Origin of the sequence: Chromobacterium sp. Beijing (assembly GCF_021496765.1) — a bacterium.
GTDB lineage: Bacteria > Pseudomonadota > Gammaproteobacteria > Burkholderiales > Chromobacteriaceae > Chromobacterium.
The window spans coordinates 4,956,824-4,974,809 of the sequence record NZ_CP053750.1 but is presented as its reverse complement, the minus strand read 5'-3'; the positions used below and the strand labels follow the sequence as shown (position 1 = coordinate 4,974,809).

Here is a 17,986-nt window from a genome sequence, read left to right as displayed (position 1 = left end):
TCAGCCGCCTTTAGGCAGCAAGGCCTCGATATCCTCCAGCAATTCATGCGGCTCCACCGCCGGCTCGTAGCGCTTGACCACCCTGCCCCTGGCGTCGATCAGGAATTTGGTGAAGTTCCACTTCACCGGGTGCGGGTGGGTGGAATCCGCCTGGGTCAGCCAACGCCACAGCGGATGGGCGCGCGGCCCGTTGACTTCCACCTTGGCGAACAGAGAGAAATCCACCTCGAAACGCGTCCGGCAAAAACGCTCGATCTCGGCCTCGTCACCCGGCTCCTGGCCGCCGAACTGATTGCAGGGGAAACCCAGCACCGCCAGACCGCGGCCGCCCAGACTATGCTGCAAGTCCTGCAAGCCGGCGTATTGCCGGGTGTAGCCGCACTCGCTGGCGGTATTCACCACTAGCGCCACTTGGCCGGCGTACGCCGACAGCGGCTGTTCGCTGCCGTCTATGCGCGCGGCGGAGAAGTCGTAAAGCGTGGTCATGGCCACCTCCGTCTCGTATAATGAGCGCTCCCGAGAATCCACTCAGGCACTATCCGATGTTGTTCAATCCCAGCCGGCAGGACGCCCGGCGCTTCTTCTTCGACACCTGGCAGAAATCCAAATCCGGAACGGACCTGTCCGACCTGGAAAAACTGGTGCTCCCCATTCTTATAGACCACCCGGAGTATCACGCCATTCTGGATCGGCCGGAACAGTATATGGAACAGGAGTGGACGCCGGAAATGGGCCAGAGCAATCCCTTCCTGCATCTGGGCCTGCATGTGGCGATTGAGGAACAGCGCTCCATAGACCAGCCCTTCGGCATCCGCTCTCTGTACGCGCAGCTGGCGCTGCGCCTGGGCAGCGAGCACCAGGCGCAACACGCGATGATGGACTGTCTGGGCGAAATGATCTGGCACGCTCAGCGCCATGGCGGCGGTCCAGACGTGAACCGCTACATCGGCTGTATTCGCGGCAAGCTGGGCATGGGGCGGAGGAACAGCCTCGCATCAACCCCAACGACGTCCCGGACTGACGCCGCACGTCCGGCAGACGCCGACTCAAGCCCAACGCCCGGTTCCGCCGGGCGTTTTGCATGGCCGCGAAACAGGCAAAAAAAGAGCCGTGGGGGGAAACCCTCCACGGCGATCAAGCGGGGCAGCTCGTACTGGCAAAGCCAGAAGAGCCTCCTCATGCTATTCTCACAATAAACAAAATGCAAATAGTTTTTTAACAGTTAACAATAAATAAAATATCCAATCATTTATATGAATATATAATTTAAAATACGCCGCCAAAAAAGCCGGCCTACGCCGGCTTGACGCCCCAAACTCACAACAAACGATTGCGCTCGATGCCCGCTACGAAAGCGGCGATATTGTCCACCAGCTGCGCGGCCAAACGCTCCATCGCCTGCCGGCTGGCCCAGCCGATATGAGGGGTGACGATCAGATTGGGCAAGCGGGTTTTCAGCAAGGGATTGCCGTGAACCGGCGGCTCTTCGCTCAGAACGTCGAAACCGGCGCCGCCCAACTGCCCATACTTGAGCGCGGCCACCAGATCTTCCTCGTTGACCAGGCCACCGCGCGCGGTATTGATCAACAAGGCACCCGGCTTCATCACGATCAATTCCGGCTGGGCGATCAGGTCCCGGGTGTCCTCGGTCAACGGACAATGCAGCGAAATCACATCGGCCTGCGCCAGGGCCTCGGCAAAAGCCACATGCCCGGAACGCACTTCCTTGGCGCCTTTGCGTTCGACGAACATCACCTGCATGCCAAGCGCGCCGGCCAGCTCCGCTAAGCGCAGGCCGATGCCCCCCGCGCCGACGATGCCCAGGGTCGCGCCGCGCAAATCTCGGATCGGCGCGCCGAAATGGCAGAACTGCCGCGACTGCTGCCACACCCCCGCGGCGACGTCGCGCTGGTAGGCCGGCAGGTTCTTGGCCAGGGCCAGCATCAGGGTCAAGGCGTGTTCGGCCACGGTGTCGTCGCCGTAATGGCGAATATTGCACACCGCGATGCCCAAGTCGCGACAGGCGTCCAGATCGACGTGGTTGTAACCGGTGGCGGCGATCGCCACCAGCTTCAGGCCGGGCAGTTGCTCCAGGGTTTCCCGCCGCAGCGGCACCTTGTTGGTGATAACAATGTCCGCCCCCGAACAGTTCATCGCCGCGTCTTCGACGCTGGTGGAGGGGAACTCGTGATATTCGGACGGGAACGGCAAAAGCGGAACCGGGACAGGCAAGCTGTCCCGGTCAAGAAACACGACGGAGTGGGTCATCAGCTATTCAGTCATCTCTCAAAGGTGATCAAATCGCGGTAAGCATGCCAGCTGGCCAGCGCCAGCACCGGCATGATGATGATCAGGCCCAGGAAATAGGTCACAAAGCCCACCGCGCTCAAGGCCACAATGATAGCCGCCCATATCCCCATCGTCAGCACATTCTTCAGCACCGCCTGCACACTGGCGATCATCGCGGTGACCGTGTCCACTTCCTTATCCAGCATCAAGGGAATGGAGACCACGCTGACCGAGAACACCACCTGAGCGAACACAAAGCCCACCGCGAAATAGGCCACCAGGAAGACGACATTGTCCGGGTTGAAGGCGTTGGCCACGATGTCGTTCAAGGACGGCAAGGCCGCGGTGTCGTAGAACAGCGCGAACATCAGCAAGGACACCCGGAACCAACCGAACACCAGCACCGCCAGCAAGGCCGCGTACAAGGTGAAGGCAGGCAGATTGACGCGCCAGGCCGCCATGCTGTGCGCCAGCTTGACCCTGCCATGGCCGTCGAAAGCCTCCATCTGCTTGGCGATGTCGTACAGGCCTATCGCCAGGAAGGGGCCGGCCAACAGGAAGATGGTGGCGAAGGTGATGATCAGTTCAGGAGAGTGCTCGGAGTACAAGGTCAGCAAATACCCCATCAACACGAAAACCGCGCCGTAAAACAGGCAGTCGGCCGGGGCTTTTTGAAAGTCGCGGAAGCCTTTTTTCAGCCATTGCAACGGCCGGGAGGTTTCCACCCTGCGCGCAACCGGGCGGTCGCGCGGGATATCGTGAGTCGCGTCCATGACAAGTCCCCCTCAAGGATACGATGCGAGGCAGCCCCGCATCCTTACCGTTATACGCCACGCGTCGTAAAACACAAGCCGGCCATCCGGCTGCTATAATCCCGCGATTGCCACGGCCCTTGGCGAGCGCCGCCTTCCGCGCCGCCGGGCCGGGCCTCATTCAGCGCTTGCGCGACAAGGACATATCATGAGCGAACTGATTATCGAAGAACTGGCGATAGGCGACGGCGCCGAAGCCGTCATCGGCCAGGAAGTCACCGTGCATTACACCGGCTGGCTGACCGACGGCACCAAGTTCGATTCCAGCAAGGACCGCTTCCAGCCGTTCAGCTTCCCGCTGGGCGACGGTTATGTGATCAAGGGCTGGGACCAGGGCGTGGTCGGCATGAAAGTGGGCGGCAAGCGCAAGCTGACCATCCCGGCCGAGCTCGGCTACGGCGCGCGCGGCGCCGGCGGCGTGATCCCGCCCAACGCCACCCTGGTGTTCGAAGTGGAGCTCTTGCAAGTGGGTTGAAACCCAAGAGCGCAAGAACGTAAAAAAAGCTTCCTCAGGGAAGCTTTTTTTATGGGATGACGCGGGCTTATTTCTTCACGCACTGGTGCTGACGACGACGACGCATCCAGACGAAGGCCACGCCCAGCAGCAAGGCCGCCACCACCGCCAGAATGCCGGCCTGACCGCGGTGCACCATGGTCATCAGCCACTCGCGATTAGCCGCGCCGTAATAGCCTAGATACACCCAGACCGGCACCGAAATCAGCGCGGCGAAGCCGTCCATCACCAGGAAACGCCAGTAGGAAATGCGGCGGGTCATGCCGGCGGTGATGAAGATGGGGGAACGCAGCCCAGGCAGGAAACGGGCGACGAACAGCACCCAATTGCCGTATTTTTCGAACTTTTCCTGCACCGCCTCGAAACGCTCCTGGGTCAGGATGCGCGCGATCGGCCGGAATTTCAGCACCCTGTTGCCGAACACTCGCCCGGCGGTGAACATGATGCCGTCGCCGGCCAGCACCCCGGCCATGCCGACGAAAAACATCCAATGCACATTGGTGTAGCCGAGGCCGGAAATGATGCCTCCGGCCACCAAGGTGATGTCCTCGGGAATCGGCACGCCGAAACCGCATACCAGCAACACGGTGAATACGGCGATGTAGCCGTAGCCAGTGAAAAAATCGAGAAGTATTTGCAGAGTGTCCATTTTGTTCCGCTTGCCGCCATGTCTCCGTTCAGGACGATCCTGGCGCGGCTGCGTTATCGGGGTACATCACCAGGGGCTTATAATAGCACACCTCCAACGCAGACTTTCTTGACATGACTCGCCCTATCCAGGTGGAAATCCACCGCGCCGCCATCCGCCACAACTACCTGCTATCCCGCGCCCAAGCCCCGCAATCCAAGGCCTACGCCGTGCTCAAGGCCAATGCCTACGGCCATGGCCTGCTCGACGCGGTCCAGGCGCTGGCCGATGTCGCCGACGGCTTCGCCCTGCTCAATATCGAGGACGCCGTCCGCTTGCGCGAAGCCGGCGTCCAGCAGGATATCGTGCTGCTGGAAGGCGCCTTCGACGCCGAAGAGGCCGCGGCGATGGCGCATTACCGGTTGGGCGGCGCGATACATTCCCAACAACAGATAAGCTGGCTGGCCAAAGGTTCCGCCAAACAGCCGGTTTCCTGCTGGCTCAAGATCAATAGCGGCATGAACCGGCTGGGTTTCACGCCGGCGGAAGCCGCGCACGCGCTCGCTCAATTGCGCGCCTTGCCCGGCGCGCGCCTCGACGCCTTGATGACCCACTTCGCCACCGCCGACGACGACTACGGCGTCGCCGAGCAATGGGGACGCTTCCAGCCCTTGATCGCCCCCAGCGCCTTGCCGGTCAGCGCCGCCAACTCCGCCGCCTTGTTCCGCCACCCGCATACCCACGGCGCCGTCGTGCGCCCCGGCATCGTGCTCTACGGCTGTTCGCCCTTCGCCGACGTAGACGGCGCCGGCCTGGGCCTGCAAGCGGCGATGACGCTGAGCAGCCGCGTCATCGCGGTGCAAAAGGTGCCAGCCGGCGACGCCGTCGGCTACGGCCGCCGCCTGGTGGCCGAAGGCGAAATGCGCGTCGGCATCGTCGCCTGCGGCTATGCCGACGGCTATCCGCGCATCGCCGACAACGGCACGCCGGTCGCGGTGGACGGCCAGCCGACGGGTACGGTTGGCCGGGTGTCCATGGACATGCTGGCGGTGGATTTGAGCAAGCTGCCGCAAGCCGGCGTCGGCAGCCGGGTCGAACTATGGGGCCCGCAAGTGCCGATAGAACGCGTCGCGGCCGGCGCCGACACCCTGGGCTATGAGCTGATGTGCGCGGTGGCGCCGCGAGTGCCGCGCCTCGTCCATAACTGAAGCCAGCAGCAAGCGGCCAGCAAACCCAAGGCGGCGCCGCTCCAGTGCGCCGATACCAATACCGGCTCGCCGCCGCTCCAACTACCCGGCGACAGGCTCTGCCAAGCCAGCCGGCCCAACAAGGCGGCCAGCCACAGACCGCGCCAGTTCGGCTGCGTCAGCGCCAGCGCCGCCCACCAGCAATACACCAAACCGGAGGCGCCGACGAAGGCTTGCGGCGTCGGCCACAGCCATTGCATCGCGGCGATGGCCGGAGGCGCCGCCAAGGCCAGCGTCAGCAACAAGGGCGCCCTATCCCGCCCCAGCCACGCCAGCGCCGCCAGCGCGGCGCTGTTGAGGCAGGCGTGGCGCGCGTCGGCGTGCACCCAGCCTCCGCTCAGCATCCGCCACCATTCCGCGGCGTTCCACGGCTCGAAGCGCCAGGCCAAAGCCGCCGCGCCCCAGGGCGCGGCCAGCGGCAGCAGCGCGGCCAGGGCCAGCCATAACGACCGGCCGCCGGCCATGGACCTTAGCGCTTGCGGCGCCACAGCGCCGTCGCTCCCAGCGCCCCCAAGCCCAGCAACAGGGCCAGACCGCCTTCGTCCGCCGCCGCCACTGCGTTGCCGCGGCGCGCCACGTCGACGTACAGGGGATCATGGTCCGAAGAACGATAGGCATCCGCCGCGTAGTATTTCTGCTGCTGTTCGGCGCTCTTGAACTCGCTGCTGTACTCCAGCGCCGTCGGCTCGTCGGCGTTGATGTGCCACTCGCCCGCGGCCAGCACCATGGCGCTCAGCGGCTTGTCGGCCAAGGCGTGGTCCAGATTGCCGGATTCGCCGTTGAACACATAGGAGTAAGCGTCGCGGCTCCAGCGCGCCAACAGATTGTTGAAGCCGGCGCTTTCAAACGCGCGGATCGGATCTTCCTTGGCGTAGGAGTTCATATCGCCCAGCAACAACATGCCGTCGTTGGGGCCGGGCTGCGGGCGGGTGGCGTACCAGGCCATCAGATCGCGCACCGCCTGCACCCGGGTCAGATTGCAATTGCCCTGGCCGTCGCCCTTGTCCACATCGGCCTGGCCGTCCACCACCACGTCGGCGCAGCTGCTGCCCTTGGACTTCAGATGATTGACCGCCACTGTGACCCGGGTCTTGCTCTTGGCGTCCAGCACAAAGGTCTGCAGCAGCGCCGGCCGGTTCTTCTGCGGATTGCCTATCGTCCTGACCTCGGCCTTGCCTTGCGCCGTCACCGCGGCCGGACGGTAGATCAGGCCGGTGGTGATCGCGTCGCTGCCCACCTGCGGCAGGCCGGGATTGGCGAACTGGTATTGCTTGGGCTGCGGCTGGCCCTGATTCAACGCATTAACCAGGTCCTGGATCGCCGAATAGCGGTCGAAACCGTCGTTCTCGATTTCCATCAGGCCCACCACGTCGGCGTCCAGCTGGCGAATCGCCGCCACGATCTTGGCGCGCTGGCGCTCGAAATCCTGCGGGGTCTTGGCGCCGCGCGGGGTTGGGAAGCCCTTGCCCTGACCGTCGCCGTTGAAGAAGTTGAGCACGTTGAAGCTGGCGAAGCGCACGCTCTCCGGCTGGCGCTTGGGCGCGCCCGGGCGCGGATTGCCGGCCGCGACGCGCGGCGCGGCCAGCGGTTGCAGCCGGTATTTGCCGAAGGCGTAGCTGACCACGCCGGTCACGCCGTCTAGACGGTCGCCGCTGCGCAGGGTGCGGCTGGCGGAGAGGCCGCCGGGCGCCGGCAGCCAGGCGTCGGCGTTCTGGATCTGCAAGCCGTCGTCCAGGGTCAGCTTGTCCAGCTGATTGGCCTCGCTCAACGCCTTGGCCTCGGCGCTGCCGGGCAGGAAGCGCTGGGTGGCGGTCCATAACCTGGGCCGGCTGGACAAGGTCAGTTCGCCGTAACGGCCGTAGTCGTAATTGGCGACGACGTGGACCGGGCCTTCCAGGCGCACGGCCATGCCGGCCAGCGCCTCCAGCTGGGCGCTGGACTGCAAGGGCAGCCGCAGGCTGGCGTAAGTCAGCGGCTCGCTGTAAGCGCACTGCTCCACCGCGGCGAGATTGGCCGGGGTGATCTGGGTCTCGCTGGCGGCGTCGCCCTTGCGGCTGTACTCGGACACCTTGCCGGTCACGCGCACCACGTCGCCGGGCTTGAGCGTCGGCGCGGCCAGGTTGCCGAGGAAGACGAACACGCCTTCCGAGGTGGCCGGATCGGCGTCCTGATCCCGCGCCTCTTCCTGCAGATAAAAGCCGCGCAGCTGGCCGGCGCCGGTGAAGGCGCCGCTGACCACGCCCTCTACGGTGACGGTCTTGCCTTGCAGCGGGCTGCCGACGACGCGGCCCTGCACATCATGGATCAAGGTGGCGCCGGCGGCGCCGCAAGCGGCCTGGGCCAGGGCCGGAATCGCCAGCGCCACTGCCATGGCGATGGGGCTCAAGGCCTTCAATGCGTTTGCTGTTTTCATGGTATGGATCATCACGAGCGTAAGGAGCGCTGATTCTAACCAGTGCGCAATGACAAAAAGATGTCATTAGATACAGTTGCACGCAAAGTCACTATCTGTATGTTTCATCTGAAAACAGTAAGCGCCGTTTCTTTCCCCATTCAGGCAATAAAAAAACGCCAAACAAATAATGTCTGGCGTTTTCGTGCTGACGCCGGCGCAAGCCGGCTGTCGCGATCAGGCGACTCTCTGGATGGCCGCCGCGATGGATTGCGCCCACTGATCGGCCAGCGCCTTGTCGTCGGCCTCCACCATCACCCGCACCACCGGCTCGGTGCCGGACGGGCGCAACACCACGCGGCCGCGGCCTTGAAGCGCCTGTTCGGCGGCGGCCAGCGCTTCCGCGGACGCGCCCTTCCAGTCGCAGCCGTTGTGGCGGACATTGATCAGCGTCTGCGGATAGGGCTGCCAGTCGCTGCAGGCGTCGGCCAGGCTCATGCCCAGATCGGTCAGGCTGGCCAGCACTTGCAGGCTGGAGATGATGCCGTCGCCGGTGGAATGGCAATCCAGGCACAGGATGTGGCCGGAAGCTTCGCCGCCCACCTGCCAGCCCTGGCCGTGCAGCATTTCCAATACGTAGCGGTCGCCCACCTTGGCGCGGCCGAAGGCCACGCCCTGCTTGTTCAGCGCCAGTTCCATCGCCAGATTGGTCATCACCGTGCCCACCACGCCGCCCTTGAGCTCGCCCTTGGCCGCGCGCGCCTTGGCGATCACGTAGATCAGCTGATCGCCGTCGTACACCGTGCCCTCGCGGTCCACCATGATCAGGCGGTCGCCGTCGCCGTCCAGCGCGATGCCGTAATCGGCGTGATGCTCCAGCACCGCCACCTGCAAGGTCTTGGGATAGGTGGCGCCCACCTTCTCGTTGATGTTGTAGCCGTCCGGCTCTCCGCCTATAGTCACCACCTCGGCGCCCAGTTCGTGGAACACCTTGGGCGCCACGTGGTAGGTGGCGCCGTGGGCGCAATCCACCACCAGTTTCAAGCCCTTGAGGTCGCGGTCGTTGGGGAAGCTGCTCTTGCAGAATTCAATGTAGCGTTCCACCGCGCCTTCGATGCGGCGCACCCGGCCCAGTTCTTCGGACGGATTGGTCGCCATCGGCTGCTCCAGCATCGCCTCGATTTCCAGTTCGACGGCGTCGTCCAGTTTCTTGCCGCCTTCGGCGAAGAACTTGATGCCGTTATCCTGAAAGGGATTGTGCGAGGCGGAGATCATCACCCCGGCCTCCAGGCGCAGCGCGCGGGTCAGGTAGGCGATGCCCGGCGTCGGCAACGGGCCGGTCAGCAGCACATTGACGCCGGCCGCGGAAAAACCGGCTTGCAGCGCCGCTTCCAGCATATAGCCGGAAATCCGGGTGTCCTTGCCGATCAAGACCGTGGGGCGATGCGCCTTGTCGTGGTCGACCAGTACGCGGCCGGCGGCATAGCCCAGTTTCATCACGAATTCCGGCGTGATCGGGAATTGACCGACCTCGCCGCGCACGCCATCGGTGCCAAAGTATTTACGGCTCATGTTTTTCTCTCGAATCCGGCCGGCTTCAGGCCAACCGCGGTAATCGCTACGCCGGCTATTGTGCGCCAGACACCGCGCTCAGTTCAAACTTTCCAGAGCATCCAGCACTTGCAAAGCCTGATGCGTGGCCTTGACGTCGTGCACGCGGATAATGCGCGCGCCGCGCCGCGCCGACTCCAGCGCCACGGCCACGCTGGCGCCCAGGCGCTCCGCCGGCACCGCTTCGCCGGTGATCGCGCCCAGCATGGATTTGCGGCTCAAGCCCACCAGCAGCGGCGCGCCGGCGGCGCGCTCGATCCCGGACAGGCCGCGCAGCAGGGCCAGATTGTGCTCCAGCGTCTTGCCAAAACCGAAGCCGGGGTCCACCAGCAAACGCTCGCGGGCCACGCCGGCGTCCAGACACAGCCGGACGCGCCGCGCCAGGTAGTCGGCCACTTCGGCCACCACGTCCGCGTATTCCGGACGGTCCTGCATGGTGTCCGGATTGCCCTGTTTGTGCATCAGGCAGATCGCTGCGTCCGCGCCCGCCACCAATTCCAGCGCGCCCGCGTCTTCCAGCGCCGACACGTCGTTGACCAGGTCCACCGCGCCCAAGGCCAGCGCCTCCCGCATCACCGCCGCGCGGCGGGTGTCCAGCGACAGCGGCGCGCCGATGTCGCGCAGACGCTCCAGCACCGGCAGCACCCGCTCCATCTCCTGCTCCGGGCTGACATGGGGTGCGTTGGGCCGCGTCGATTCGCCGCCGATGTCTAGAATGGCCGCGCCTTCGGCCAGCATCCGCTCGGCGTGGCGCAAAGCCTGGTCCAGCGCGTTGAAGCGGCCGCCGTCGGAGAAGGAGTCCGGCGTGACGTTCAGAATGCCCATCACCAAGGGACGGGACAGATCGAGCGTGAAGCGCCCGCATTGCAAAGAGGGTTTCATGATCTGACTGCGCTCATGGATGGGGGGAGGATGTCGCAAAAAAACCGGGCAAGCCTGTCTAGGCTTGCCCGGCTTCGTCGCTTAAGGACTCAGACTTCCTGCGCCGGATCGGCGGTCGGCTCGGCGGCCGGCGGAGTCGGTTTGTCTTCCTGCGGCTTGGCCGCGAAACCGGCGCCCGGCTTGGGCGGACGCGGCGGCTTGCCGTCCATCAGATCGTTGATCTGATCGGCGTCTATGGTTTCCCATTCCAGCAGCGCGGCGGTCATCGCCTCCACCTTGTCGCGGTTCTCTTCCAGCAGACGGCGCGCCAGCGCGTACTGCTCGTCGATGATGCGGCGGATTTCAGCGTCCACCTGCTGCATGGTGGCTTCGGACAGATTCTTGTGGGTGGTGATGGAACGGCCGAGGAAGACTTCGCCCTCGTTCTCGCCGTAAACCATCGGGCCCAGCTTGTCGCTCATGCCGTAGCGGGTCACCATGTCGCGCGCCATTTGCGTAGCGCGCTCGAAGTCGTTGGAAGCGCCGGTGGTCATCTGATTCATGAACAGCTCTTCCGCTATGCGGCCGCCGAACAGAATGGCGACGCGATCCAGCAGATAACCGCGGTCGTAGGCGAAGCGGTCCTGCTCCGGCAGCTGCATGGTCACGCCCAGCGCGCGGCCGCGCGGGATGATGGTGACCTTGTGCACCGGGTCCGCCTTGGGCAGCAGCTTGGCGACGACGGCATGGCCGGACTCGTGATAAGCGGTGTTGCGCTTTTCCTCGTCGGTCATCACCATGCTGCGGCGTTCGGCGCCCATCATGATCTTGTCCTTGGCGGACTCCAGATCCTCCATGTCCACCAGACGCTTGTTGCGGCGCGCGGCGAACAGGGCGGCTTCGTTGATCAGGTTGGCGAGGTCGGCGCCGGAGAAGCCCGGCGTGCCGCGCGCGATCACCTCGGCGTTGACGTCGGCGGCGATCGGCACCTTGCGCATGTGCACGCCCAGAATCTGTTCGCGGCCGCGGATGTCCGGCAGCGGCACCACCACCTGGCGGTCGAAACGGCCCGGACGCTGCAGCGCCGGGTCCAGCACGTCCGGACGGTTGGTCGCAGCGATCACGATCACGGTGGAATTGGTGTCGAAACCGTCCATCTCCACCAGCAATTGGTTCAGCGTCTGTTCGCGTTCGTCGTTGCCGCCGCCGAGTCCGGCGCCGCGCTGACGGCCGACCGCGTCGATCTCGTCGATGAAGATGATGCACGGCGAGTTCTTCTTGGCCTGCTCGAACATGTCGCGCACGCGGGCCGCGCCCACGCCGACGAACATTTCAACGAAGTCGGAACCGGAGATGCTGAAGAACGGCACCTTGGCTTCGCCGGCGATGGCCTTGGCCAGCAAGGTCTTGCCGGTGCCGGGCGAGCCGGCCAGCAGGATGCCGCGCGGAATGCGGCCGCCCAGGCTCTGGTAGCGGGAAGGATCGCGCAGGTAATCGACGATCTCCTTCACCTCCTCCTTGGCCTCGTCGCAACCTGCGACGTCGGCGAAGGTGACGGTGTTGGCGTCCTGGTCCAGCATTCTGGCCTTGCTCTTGCCGAAGGAGAACGCGCCGCCCTTGCCGCCGCCCTGCATCTGGCGCATGAAGAACACCCAGACGCCGATCAGCAACAGCATCGGGAACCAGCTGATGAAAATATTCATCAGCATGGACGGCTCTTCTTCCGGCTTGGCGGAGAAGCGGACGTTGTTTTTGATCAGGTCGTCGACCAGCTGCGGGTCGTAAGGCGCGTAGGTGCTGAACGCGGAGCCGTCGGTCAGCTTGCCTTTCAGCCATTGCCCGCGCAGCGGGTGGCCTTCTATGGTCAGGGACTGGACCTTGCCGGATTCGACATCGCTGATGAACTGCGAATACTCAAGCTGATTCTGGGTATCCTGACGCTTGTTGAACTGATTGAATACCGTCATCAGTACCAAACCGATGATGACCCATATCGCGATGTTTTTGCCGATATTGTTCACGAGTAGCGGACTCCTCTGTGCCCTGACTTTTTGGTTGCTTGTCTAGATATTTGCTTTGATTGTACGCCGCGAGCCACTTTATGTCAGCGTCGGCCTTTGCCCAGCAGGTAAATTTCGCTGGAACGGTCGCGCGACGCTTTCGGCTTGCGGGTGACTACCTCGTCGAACAGCTCGCGCATGGACTTGAGATAGGCTTGGAAATCGCTGCCCTGGAACACTTTGACGAGAAAATGGCCGCCAGGTTTCAAATGATCTCGCGCAAATTCCAGCGCCAGCTCGCACAGCAGGAAACTCCTGGCCTGGTCGATGGCGCTCATGCCTGACATATTGGGCGCCATATCGGAAATTACAAGGTCCAATTCGCGACCGCCGAGCAATTGCACGAATTGCGCCAGTACCTCTTCCTCGCGGAAGTCGCCCTGGATGAAGTCGACGCCGGGCACCGGGTCCATGTCCAGGATGTCGAGCGCGAACACCTTGCCGCCGTCGCCGACGATGCGCGCCGCCACCTGCGACCAGCTGCCGGGCGTGGAGCCCAGATCGGCCAGCACCGTGCCGGGGCGGATCAGCTTGTCCTTGTCGTTGATTTCCAGCAGCTTGTAAGCGGCCCGCGCGCGGTAACCGTCTTTCTGCGCCTGGTTGACGTAGGGATCGTTGACGTGTTCCTGCAGCCAGCCATTGCTGCTCTTGCTTCTAGCCATTGCGCTATGCTCTCAAAGGTGGGCAACAGGCCAGCCGCGCTATCCTGTTGTTTTTCATTTATTTTAGGTCCGGACTTTGGGAAAGCGCCCAACTCGAGTAGAATCGGCTTTTGCTTTGTAAATCCGTATTTCTCATGAAAATTGAACTCAAGCCGTTCCAGCGCAAGTATCTGCAGGGACTGGCGCACGGCCTCAACCCGGTGGTGATGATAGGCAACAACGGCCTGACCGAAGCGGTGATCCGCGAAGTCGCCATCAATCTGGACGCCCACGAACTGATCAAGGTTCGCGTGCTGGGCGACGACCGCGAAGCGCGCGTCGCCATGTTCGAGCAGATCTGCGAAGACCTGGGCGCCGCCCCGGTCCAGCACATCGGCAAGCTGCTGGTGCTGTGGCGCCCCAGCGATAAAGAGCGCATCGTTCTGCCCAAGAACAAGCAGGCGCTGAAGGGCTGAACGCCGTTCGCGGCGATCGCGCTTCGTAGAAAAGCGGTGGCATGCCACCGCTTTTGTTTTGTCCGCTCCCAAGGGAGCGCTACGGCGAACAGTCGCTTAATCGTTGCGCCAGACGTAGACCAAGCCCATCAGGCTCTGCACCAGATAGATCAGGCTGGAAATCGCGTGCCAGGTGGCGAAGCCGCCGCCGAACAGGCCTTCGGCCGCATGATTCATCTGCGCCTTGAGATTGGCGATGATGGGGGTGACGGCGAAGTGATTGATCAGCGTGCAGGCCAGCATGCCCATCACCAGCCAGAAACCGCTTTCCTTGACCCCGGCCGCGCCGTTGCGGCGGATATGGTCGACCAGCAGGATAGCCCCGCACACCAGCCCCACCCAGGCGATGCTGGCGAACAGCTTGCCCGCCACCATGCCGGCGGTGACCCGGTCCAGCATGGCGAACAGCACCGGCGCCACGACGATGCCTATCACCCACAAGCCGCCAATCCAGAACGTCTTGGCAATGGAACGCAACCCATCCATGTCTCAGCCCCTCTCCCGCGCCGCGCCGCGCGCGGACCGCCAAGCCCGCGCGCCGGCGGGATTCAGATGTATTTGACGTCGAGCACTTCGTATTCGCGAATACCGCCCGGGCCACCACTTCGGCCACGTCGCCGGCTTCCTTGCCGATCAGCGCGCGCGCGATCGGGGAGTTCACCGACACCTTGCACACCTTGATGTCGGCCTCGTCGTCGCCGACGATCTGGTAGGTGACGTTTTCCTCGCTCTCCAGGTCCATCAGTTCGACGGTGGCGCCGAACACCACGCGGCCGTCGGCGTCCAGCTCGGCCGGGTTCACGATCAGCGCGTTGGAAATCTTGCCTTCCAGTTCGGCGATACGGCCTTCGACAAAGCCCTGACGCTCCTTGGCGGCGTCGTATTCAGCGTTCTCGGACAGGTCGCCATGCGAGCGAGCCTCGGCAATCGCCTCGATCACGGCCGGACGTTCCACGCTCTTGAGGCGCTGCAGCTCTTCTTTCAGCAGCTCTGCACCGCGCACGGTCAACGGGACTTTGATCATTTCAGAATTCTCTCCAGAGGCGGCATCCGCCTTCATCAAAAGCACAAGCCGCCGTACTGGACGGCGGCTTGAAGTAGCGGGTTATGGGAGGGATTGTAACGGCAAACCCCTCCCGCTTCCAAGCCCCGCGTCAGGACTCAGCCCTGAATCTGGCTGTGCAGTTCCTGCACGCTGTAGACATCGAACTCCTCGGCGTGGGCCATGCCCACGCACACCGCCTTGGCGCCGGCCAGGGTGGTGTATTGCGGAATCCGCGCCTGCAGCGCCGAACGGCGGATGGAGTGGCTGTCCTGAATCGCCTGGCGCTTCTCGTCCACGGTATTGATCAGCAGATCGATTTCCGAGTTCTTGATCATGTCGACGATGTGCGGGCGGCCTTCATTGACCTTGTTGACCACCTGCACCACGATGCCGGCGGCGGACAGATGCTTGGCGGTGCCGCGCGTCGCGCAGACGCCGAAACCCAGGCGCTGCAGTTCGCGCGCCACTTCCACCGCGCCGTTCTTGTCGCTGTCGCGGACGGACAGGAAGACCTTGCCGGTCTTGGGCAGGCGGTCGCCGGCGCCCAGCTGGCCCTTGACGTAGGCTTCGGCGAAGGTCTTGCCCACGCCCATCACCTCGCCGGTGGACTTCATTTCCGGCCCCAGGATGGTATCCACGCCGGGGAACTTGATGAAGGGGAAGACCGCTTCCTTGACCGCGTAGAACGGCGGAATCACTTCCTTGGTGAAGCCCTGCTCGTTGAGGCCTATGCCGGCCATCGCCCGCGCGGCGATCTTGGCCAGCGGCGCGGAAGTCACTTTGGAGACGAAGGGCACGGTGCGGCTGGCGCGCGGATTCACTTCCAGCACGTAGATGGTGTCGCCCTGGATGGCGAACTGCACGTTCATCAGGCCGATCACGTTCAGCGCGCGGGCCATGGCCACGGTCTGGCGGCGGATTTCATCCTGCACCGCCGGGAACAGGCTGTACGGCGGCAGCGAGCAGGCGGAATCTCCGGAGTGAACGCCGGCCTGCTCCACGTGCTGCATGATGCCGCCGATCACCACGTTCTCACCGTCGGACACGCAGTCCACGTCGACCTCGATGGCGTCGTTGAGGAAGCGGTCCAACAGCACCGGGCTGTCGTTGGACACCTTCACCGCCTCGCGCATATAGCGCTCCAGGTCGGCCGGCTCGTGGACGATTTCCATCGCGCGGCCGCCCAGCACGTAGGACGGGCGCACCACCAGCGGGTAGCCGATTTCCTCGGCCAGCTTCATCGCTTCGGCCGGCGCGCGCGCGGTGCGGTTGGGCGGCTGCTTCAGGCCCAGTTCGTTCAACAGCTTCTGGAAGCGCTCGCGGTCCTCGGCGGCGTCTATCATGTCCGGCGTGGTGCCGATGATGGGCACGCCGTTGGCTTCCAGCGCGCGCGCCAGTTTCAACGGAGTTTGGCCGCCGTACTGGACGATGACGCCGAACGGTTTTTCGATACGGCAGATTTCCAGCACGTCTTCCAGCGTCAGCGGCTCGAAATACAGGCGGTCCGAGGTGTCGTAGTCGGTGGACACGGTTTCCGGGTTGCAGTTGACCATGATGGTCTCGAAGCCGGATTCGCGCAGCGCCAGCGCCGCGTGCACGCAGCAGTAGTCGAACTCGATGCCCTGACCGATGCGGTTGGGCCCGCCGCCCAGCACCATCACCTTCTTGCGGTCGGACGGATTGGATTCGCACTCTTCCTCATAGCTCGAGTACATATAGGCGGTATTGGTGGCGAACTCGGCGGCGCAGGTGTCCACGCGCTTGTACACCGGGTGCAGGCTCAAGCTCCAGCGCTTGGCGCGCACCGCGGCCTGATCCGAGCCCAGCAGCTCGCCCAGACGGCGGTCGGAGAAACCCTTGCGCTTCAGGCGGCGCAGTTCGGCGTAGTCCAGTTCTTCCACCTTGCGGCCGGCCAGCGCGTGTTCTTCGCCGATCAGGTCTTCGATCTGGGCCAGGAACCAGGGATCGATCTTGCTGACCGCGTGGATGTCGTCACGGCTCATGCCGATGCGGAAGGCGTCGGCCACGTACAAGATGCGTTCCGGTCCCGGCGTGCCCAGTTCGTGGCGGATCGCCGCTTCGTCGCTGGTCACCGGGTCGAAGCCGGCCAGGCCGGTTTCCAGGCCGCGCAACGCTTTCTGCATCGATTCCTGCAAGGTGCGGCCCATCGCCATCACCTCGCCCACCGACTTCATCTGGGTGGTCAGGCGGTCGTCGGCCTGCGGGAATTTCTCAAAGGCGAAACGCGGAATCTTGGTGACCACGTAGTCGATGGACGGCTCGAAGGAGGCCGGGGTGGCGCCGCCGGTGATGTCGTTCTTCAGTTCGTCCAGCGTGAAGCCCACCGCCAGTTTGGCGGCGATCTTGGCGATGGGGAAACCGGTGGCCTTGGACGCCAGCGCCGAGGAACGCGACACGCGCGGGTTCATTTCGATGACGATCATCTCGCCGGTGGCCGGATTGGTGGCGAACTGCACATTGGAGCCGCCGGTGTCCACGCCGATCTCGCGCAGCACCGCCAGGCTGGCGTTGCGCATGATCTGGTATTCCTTGTCGGTCAGCGTCTGCGCCGGCGCCACGGTGATGGAGTCGCCGGTGTGCACGCCCATCGGATCGAAGTTTTCGATGGAGCAGATGATGATGCAGTTGTCGTTCTTGTCGCGCACCACCTCCATCTCGTACTCTTTCCAGCCCAGCACCGATTGTTCGATCAGCAGCTCATGGGTGGGCGAGGCTTCGAAGCCGCGCTCGCAGATGGCCAGGAATTCTTCGCGGTTGTAGGCGATGCCGCCGCCGGAGCCGCCCATGGTGAAGGACGGGCGGATCAGCGTCGGGAAACCCACCTTGGCCTGCGCTTCCAGCGACGCTTCCATGGTGTGGCAAACAAAGGACAGCGGGCAGGACAGGCCGATCTTGGCCATGGCCTCCTTGAAGCGGCCGCGGTCTTCGGCCTTGTCGATGGCGTCCTCGGTGGCGCCGATCAGCTCCACCTTGTATTTTTCCAGCACCCCGTTCTTGGCCAGGTCCAGCGCGCAGTTGAGCGCGGTCTGCCCGCCCATGGTCGGCAGGATGGCGTCCGGACGCTCCTTGGTGATGATTTTTTCCACCACCTTCCAGGTGATGGGTTCGATGTAGGTGACATCGGCCATGTCCGGGTCGGTCATGATGGTGGCCGGGTTGGAGTTCACCAGAATGACTTTGTAGCCCTCTTCGCGCAGGGCCTTGCACGCTTGCGCGCCGGAGTAGTCGAATTCGCAGGCCTGGCCGATGACGATGGGGCCGGCTCCGATGATCAGAATGCTTTTGAGGTCGCTACGCTTTGGCATGGTTCTACTCTTTATGATTGCATTTTGTGTGCCGCGAAGCCCGGA

17 protein-coding genes and 1 pseudogene are annotated in these 17,986 nt (G+C 63.8%); 5 read left to right on the top strand and 13 right to left on the bottom strand.

Going from position 1 to position 17,986, the window contains the following annotated elements; all coding sequences use genetic code 11:
• Entirely contained in the window at positions 1-486 is a 486-nt protein-coding gene (locus HQN78_RS23245; RefSeq protein WP_235086638.1) for a glutathione peroxidase, read from the bottom strand.
• Positions 487-542: 56 nt separating this feature from the next.
• Here HQN78_RS23245 and HQN78_RS23240 point away from each other — a divergent pair, with 56 nt between their 5' ends.
• Positions 543-1,196 (top strand): DUF1841 family protein, encoded by a 654-nt coding sequence (locus HQN78_RS23240; RefSeq protein ID WP_235086636.1) that lies wholly within the window; start codon positions 543-545, stop codon positions 1,194-1,196.
• Between the two features lie 121 nt (positions 1,197-1,317).
• Here the strand turns inward: HQN78_RS23240 and HQN78_RS23235 are convergent, their stop codons facing one another.
• Entirely contained in the window at positions 1,318-2,268 is a 951-nt protein-coding gene (locus HQN78_RS23235) for a D-2-hydroxyacid dehydrogenase (RefSeq protein WP_227104906.1), read from the bottom strand.
• Between the two features lie 11 nt (positions 2,269-2,279).
• Entirely contained in the window at positions 2,280-3,062 is a 783-nt protein-coding gene (locus tag HQN78_RS23230) for a DUF2189 domain-containing protein (protein ID WP_107800548.1), read from the bottom strand.
• A 187-nt stretch (positions 3,063-3,249) separates the two neighbouring features.
• Between HQN78_RS23230 and HQN78_RS23225 the strand changes: the two genes are divergently transcribed.
• A complete protein-coding gene (locus HQN78_RS23225; RefSeq protein WP_199225927.1) occupies positions 3,250-3,576 on the top strand; it encodes an FKBP-type peptidyl-prolyl cis-trans isomerase in 327 nt (108 codons plus the stop codon).
• A gap of 67 nt (positions 3,577-3,643) precedes the next feature.
• On the opposite strand, the gene HQN78_RS23220 is transcribed toward HQN78_RS23225, so the two are convergent.
• The gene (locus HQN78_RS23220; RefSeq protein WP_107800550.1) at positions 3,644-4,264 is read right to left on the bottom strand and encodes a DedA family protein; all 621 of its coding nucleotides are present in this window, start codon (positions 4,262-4,264) and stop codon (positions 3,644-3,646) included.
• Between the two features lie 113 nt (positions 4,265-4,377).
• Between HQN78_RS23220 and alr the strand changes: the two genes are divergently transcribed.
• Positions 4,378-5,451 (top strand): alanine racemase, encoded by a 1,074-nt coding sequence (gene alr / locus HQN78_RS23215; protein ID WP_235086633.1) that lies wholly within the window; start codon positions 4,378-4,380, stop codon positions 5,449-5,451.
• Here alr and HQN78_RS23210 read toward each other — a convergent pair.
• The 6 genes from HQN78_RS23210 to rlmE all read right to left on the bottom strand — a co-directional run bounded on the left by HQN78_RS23210 (position 5,397) and on the right by rlmE (position 13,076).
• Positions 5,397-5,954 (bottom strand): rhomboid family intramembrane serine protease, encoded by a 558-nt coding sequence (locus HQN78_RS23210; protein WP_227104910.1) that lies wholly within the window; start codon positions 5,952-5,954, stop codon positions 5,397-5,399. The two genes, alr and HQN78_RS23210, sit on opposite strands and share 55 nt — an antisense overlap.
• 5 nt (positions 5,955-5,959) lie before the next feature.
• The gene (locus tag HQN78_RS23205; RefSeq protein ID WP_235086630.1) at positions 5,960-7,903 is read right to left on the bottom strand and encodes an ExeM/NucH family extracellular endonuclease; all 1,944 of its coding nucleotides are present in this window, start codon (positions 7,901-7,903) and stop codon (positions 5,960-5,962) included.
• Between the two features lie 216 nt (positions 7,904-8,119).
• Positions 8,120-9,454 (bottom strand): phosphoglucosamine mutase, encoded by a 1,335-nt coding sequence (gene glmM / locus HQN78_RS23200; protein ID WP_107800554.1) that lies wholly within the window; start codon positions 9,452-9,454, stop codon positions 8,120-8,122.
• 78 nt (positions 9,455-9,532) lie between these two features.
• Entirely contained in the window at positions 9,533-10,375 is an 843-nt protein-coding gene (folP, locus tag HQN78_RS23195; protein ID WP_235086628.1) for a dihydropteroate synthase, read from the bottom strand.
• Positions 10,376-10,464: 89 nt separating this feature from the next.
• Positions 10,465-12,375 (bottom strand): ATP-dependent zinc metalloprotease FtsH, encoded by a 1,911-nt coding sequence (ftsH, locus tag HQN78_RS23190; RefSeq protein WP_107800556.1) that lies wholly within the window; start codon positions 12,373-12,375, stop codon positions 10,465-10,467.
• Positions 12,376-12,458: 83 nt separating this feature from the next.
• Complete coding sequence (rlmE, locus tag HQN78_RS23185; RefSeq protein ID WP_227104917.1) at positions 12,459-13,076, bottom strand: 23S rRNA (uridine(2552)-2'-O)-methyltransferase RlmE; 618 nt, start codon at positions 13,074-13,076, stop codon at positions 12,459-12,461.
• A gap of 134 nt (positions 13,077-13,210) precedes the next feature.
• Between rlmE and yhbY the strand changes: the two genes are divergently transcribed.
• Complete coding sequence (gene yhbY, locus HQN78_RS23180; RefSeq protein WP_107800558.1) at positions 13,211-13,531, top strand: ribosome assembly RNA-binding protein YhbY; 321 nt, start codon at positions 13,211-13,213, stop codon at positions 13,529-13,531.
• Positions 13,532-13,627: 96 nt separating this feature from the next.
• On the opposite strand, the gene HQN78_RS23175 is transcribed toward yhbY, so the two are convergent.
• Both HQN78_RS23175 and greA read right to left on the bottom strand, forming a co-directional pair.
• Positions 13,628-14,056, bottom strand: a complete 429-nt coding sequence (locus HQN78_RS23175; RefSeq protein WP_235086625.1) for a DUF4149 domain-containing protein — start codon at positions 14,054-14,056, stop codon at positions 13,628-13,630.
• 62 nt (positions 14,057-14,118) lie between these two features.
• Positions 14,119-14,543 (bottom strand): annotated as a pseudogene (greA, locus tag HQN78_RS23170) (transcription elongation factor GreA).
• On the opposite strand from greA, the gene HQN78_RS23165 reads away from it, so the two are divergent.
• Positions 14,478-14,666: a hypothetical protein gene (locus tag HQN78_RS23165; RefSeq protein ID WP_235089931.1), complete on the top strand. Its 189-nt coding sequence runs from the start codon at positions 14,478-14,480 to the stop codon at positions 14,664-14,666. The pseudogene greA and the gene HQN78_RS23165 overlap by 66 nt on opposite strands.
• Positions 14,667-14,731: 65 nt before the next feature.
• Here HQN78_RS23165 and carB read toward each other — a convergent pair whose 3' ends face one another.
• Positions 14,732-17,941, bottom strand: coding sequence for a carbamoyl-phosphate synthase large subunit (gene carB, locus HQN78_RS23160; RefSeq protein WP_235086622.1), 3,210 nt, complete (start codon positions 17,939-17,941; stop codon positions 14,732-14,734).
• Positions 17,942-17,986: the final 45 nt, after the last annotated feature.